General features: G+C 37.5%; 3 protein-coding genes. 1 reads left to right on the top strand and 2 read right to left on the bottom strand.

What is annotated here, in order from left to right; genetic code table 11:
* Nucleotides 1-882: FAD-dependent oxidoreductase (locus Q0X66_RS15480; protein ID WP_297707955.1), on the bottom strand; the 882-nt coding region annotated here is incomplete at its 3' end.
* A 562-nt stretch (nt 883-1,444) separates the two neighbouring features.
* On the opposite strand from Q0X66_RS15480, the gene Q0X66_RS15485 reads away from it, so the two are divergent.
* The gene (locus tag Q0X66_RS15485; protein ID WP_297707957.1) at nt 1,445-1,720 is read left to right on the top strand and encodes a hypothetical protein; all 276 of its coding nucleotides are present in this window, start codon (nt 1,445-1,447) and stop codon (nt 1,718-1,720) included.
* Nucleotides 1,721-1,984: 264 nt separating this feature from the next.
* On the opposite strand, the gene Q0X66_RS15490 is transcribed toward Q0X66_RS15485, so the two are convergent.
* Nucleotides 1,985-4,237 carry a tetratricopeptide repeat protein gene (locus Q0X66_RS15490; protein ID WP_297707959.1) on the bottom strand — a complete coding sequence of 751 codons (2,253 nt, stop codon included), beginning with the start codon at nt 4,235-4,237 and terminating at the stop codon, nt 1,985-1,987.
* Between the last annotated feature and the right edge of the window lie 293 nt (nt 4,238-4,530).

The following is a 4,530-nucleotide window of genomic DNA, read 5'->3' on the forward strand; positions in this document are numbered from 1 at the left end:
TTTTATATCATCCCCTTGTATATAATTTGAATAGTATTTAACACCAAATCGATCTAATTTTTCCTTAAAGCCAAAGTACATACACAATAATGAGACTGAATCAGGGTTCGAACCGATCTTTTCCTTAAGAGCGCGTGCGTAAGGCTCATCGAGTAAAGCAGGCACTGTTGGCATGGGTGCATTAGCCACCACATTATCACAGGTAATAGTAATAGGCTCTTCATTTTTGTTATAAACTTCTCTAAATGTGACTCCCGAGGCCTTACCTTTTTCAGTTATGATCTTCTCTACTTTTTTCCCTAATAGTACTGTACCGCCATGCTTTTCGATATATGCCGCGAGATAATCAGAAAGCTTTTGTGATCCCCCTTTTATAAAATGTCCTCCGCTTTCAATAAAACCAGAGAACGGCAGGCCAAAATAGAACATAGACAAGGTGTACGGATCATCGCCCCAGTAAGCAATATGTGCTGTAAGGTCAAGTTTTAGACCTTCATTTCTGATGTGTTTATCTAACCAGGATCCCACCGTGTGCCGTGTTGCTGTTACCAAGTTGGGGTAAAGTAAGGGCATCAGCGGATATATCAATTTGCTTACTAATGGATTGCGAGGCAAACTGTGTGCTTCCTTTCTAATACCTGCTATCAATTTCATAAATTTCTTTATGGCCTTTTTCCTCCTAATATTGCCGCCCTCTGCCAGGCCACTCATTTCATGTAGGCCAACTTCAATGATGAAATCGCCTCGTTTAAAGGTGGTAGCGCAACCACCTGGTTTGTAGTGTTGTTCCAACAAGAGAACCTTCTTTCCGAATTTTGAGAGCGTAGCTCCGGCAGTCAGGCCGGCTAAACCACCTCCGATGATAATCGTGTTATATTTCATAGTTGTTTAGTTATTATTAATCCAACAATTAAATGAATTACGTATTTAAATTTTTATGATATCCAATGGGAGAACTGGAAAGAATTGGATAAACTTTCCCATGATATTCGAATGATTGGTCAAAAATACTATAGAAAAATCAATTATAACATGATGAAAATCAGTATGATTAACTTATTATGGATGCCCTGTTTGCCATCGCCTAAACATTAAATAATCCTTAATTTTTGGTAAGGTCCATAAAAGGAAAGTTTATGGGGCTCTTATCTTTTTCTTAGTAATATTCAATACCACCACGTTAGAGCGCGGCGGGAGCGGAGGGGAATAAAACTACTTCACTACTACTTTAATACAACTTTAATAACACTTTTGTGTATTGGATATATTGCTATATGAAATTAACTTTACAGTATAACATAGAAACCTATAGAAATGGTTCTCCTGTAATTCTATTATGGACAAACAGGCATTAATTTTTTTTCATATAATAGGATAAAGTTAAATATCGCAGCATTAATTTATTAAGACATATAACCAAAATCAAAAGGATGAAATAAACATTATGGAAGAAACTAAAAAAAACGGATTCCATGATTACAGCTTTAGTGAACCGGCAAATTATCATATAAAAATACAAGGGAGAGTGGTTGAATCCTGGTGGGACAGGCTGGGAGATATGGAAATACAGATTCATGAAAATCCCGGTGGTGAAACCTATTCAGTTCTTACGGGTCGTTTAAATGATCAGGCCGCATTATCAGGAATCCTAAATTCACTTTACGAATTACATCATGTGGTACTGGAAGTTCAAATTGTTAAGGACAATAAAGAGGAATAGTATATGACAAACAAGACCGGACTTCTTTATTTTAACCCCTTAGCAGGCATTTGCCATATGGCAGCTGGGCGGTAGCACCTATTTAAGATCAACCAGTTTTTCTGTTTTCAGCACCTTGCTAATCCCAATTCCAAATGGAACATTATAGTTGCCGTTTTTAAGGTTAAATGCAGAAATACCCTAAAAAATTCATGAGCATATTATATCGGTTCTAATCCCGAGTGCCTGTAATTTAAGCTATCCGGAACCACCCATGAAGTTAAATCATGAACCTTGCTGTAATCTTTTTAGTATTTGATTATAATCGCTACTAGTCGGGTTTATTTGAAGTAATAGACGACATGTGTTCATTGCTCTGTTTTGTTGATTCAAATTAATTTCGCTCAGAAGCTTCACATATAACAGGCGTTCATCATTTGGAAAGGTTTCTAAAGCCTTCTCAATTACCACAATAGCTTCAGGATTTTTATTTTCCTGTTGAAGCATTAGGGCATAATTGTAGGAAGCGTTCGCATTTGCCGGTTCTTTGGAGCAGGCCAAAGCCAGGTATTCTAAAGCCTTGTCCTTTCTGTTTGTTTCATAGTATAATAAACCTAGCATGTAGTAGGTATAACTGTACTCCGGTTCTTGTTCAATAATTTTCAGATAGGTTGCCTCACTTTTATCCACTAATCCTTGTTGGTAATAAATCAGCGCCATATTTATGCGCGACATATTAAAATAGTTATCTTCCTTAACTGCTTTGGAATAGAAGTCGAGCGCCTTGTCTATTTCTCCGATACTCTGGTTATATATGCCTAACTGATGCAGACCCGCAGGAAAATCTGAATTTATTTCCAGCTCTGTCATATATTCCTGGTTAGCCAGTTTAAACTCCTCCAAATGTTCCACCTGGCTTTTACCAATAACATTGTAATAATGTGCAGCCGAAATACGTACCGCACGCACCGAATCTTTTAATAAGGGAACTATTTGCGGTGCGAAATCCGGACTCCCTATTGTCTCGAAAGCCCGTACTGTTTGATTTCTTACTAAAATGGAAGAATCATTTAAATACCTGGTTAAATCCAGCGCGTCTTCATATGAAATAGGAGAATTTACATAGAGGCCAATAGCCGTTGCCCTGGCTATTTCAGGGTATTCTTTACTGGAAAAGACCTTCTTAAATTCCTGATTGTCATCCATATACCCTTTTAATAAATGGTCAGAAAAATGGTCCGCTCTTGTAGGACCATATTTTTCAACTATAAAATCGCTCGCCCACTTGGCCGACTTATCTGTATGACATTTATTACATGCATTTGGCGTGCTGTATGTTACGGATTGATCAGGCCTGGGAATTCTAAAACTATGATCTCTCCTGTAATCATTTACCATATACAATTTACCATCCATGTGGCAGTTAATACAAAGGGCTGCATCGGTATTCATTGCATGGTAATGATGATCCGGGGTATCATATTTATCAGGAATATGACAGGTTAAACAGAGGTCGTTCCCCTCTTTCTTTAGTTTTAAGGAATGTACGTCATGACAATCCTTACAGGAAATCCCAAGACCATACATTTTACTTTCTAAGAAAGAAGTATAAACATAAACTTCGTCTCGTATCTGGCCATCCAGTTCATATAAAGGTTCTTCTAACATTCTTGGAAAATAGTGATCCATGAATGTCCCGGTATAATCGAAATAGGGTGTTAAATTGCCCCTTCTGGAATGACATCTTGCACATTTATCAACCAACTCTTTTGGCGGTACAGAACTTCCAATATACAATTCGGGAGGTAAAACACCATTAGCTTCATTTTCTTCCTGTTCTTTATAATAGGAAACATGCGCGCCTGAAGGTCCATGACAGGCCTCACAGGCGACATTTATCTCACTAAAAGTTGTATTAAAAACCCCGGAGGATAAATCGTAGTTCTTTTGGAGATTTGTGGAATGGCAATCTGCGCACATGGTATTCCAGCGCTGGCTGCCCCCGGACCAGTTGATCCACTCATCATGTTTAATGTCCAGATCGGGTTGCAGATGAAACCACTTTTCTTCCACCGTATCCCAGGCGGTAAGCAGGCAATTGTACTCCCCGTTTGGGAACTGCACAATATACTGTTGCAATGGTGTATAACCAAAAGTATATATAATCTTAAAATCAGAATAATTACCGTCTTCTCCTTGTGTATTTACATAATAATCTCCCTCTTTAAGAAAAAATGAACTTTTAACGCCCTTATAGGTAAAAGTGGTATTATTAAAATCAGCAAGAATAGTGGTAGAATCTGCTATCTTCATTGCCTCATCGTGATGTGAATTCTCCCATAATTCATACTCTTCCTGATGACATTCAATGCAGCTTGCCGTGCCCACAAAAGAGGCTGTTTGATCCATGTCTGCAACCTTCACATATGCCTCCTTTTCTATGCCATTACAGGAAACGAGAAACACCGTTAGTACTAATTTAGAAAGATGCTTAAAAAATGAAAATTTAAGTGCAGCAGGGATAAAATATTCAATCATTTTTGTAGAGAGTCAATGGTTTCCAGGTAGAAAATTGAATTTAAAAATCAGATGGAAAATTACGCAATTATCACAAATAAACCCTGATCATTTTGAACTCAATATACCTGGCCGGTACATATTTATAATTTTTATTGATAGTAATGATCAATTGTATGACCGGAATCCCCTGATAAGAAGTAGTGCCACCGGGATCTGAAATCCCAAGATAACAAGATGCTCCAATTCGATTATTTACTGGGTTCCACCGGGTACTTACTCATCAATTTATTTCAAATAATAAATTTTATTAA

Origin of the sequence: uncultured Eudoraea sp. (genome assembly GCF_947260015.1) — a bacterium.
Lineage (GTDB): Bacteria > Bacteroidota > Bacteroidia > Flavobacteriales > Flavobacteriaceae > Eudoraea.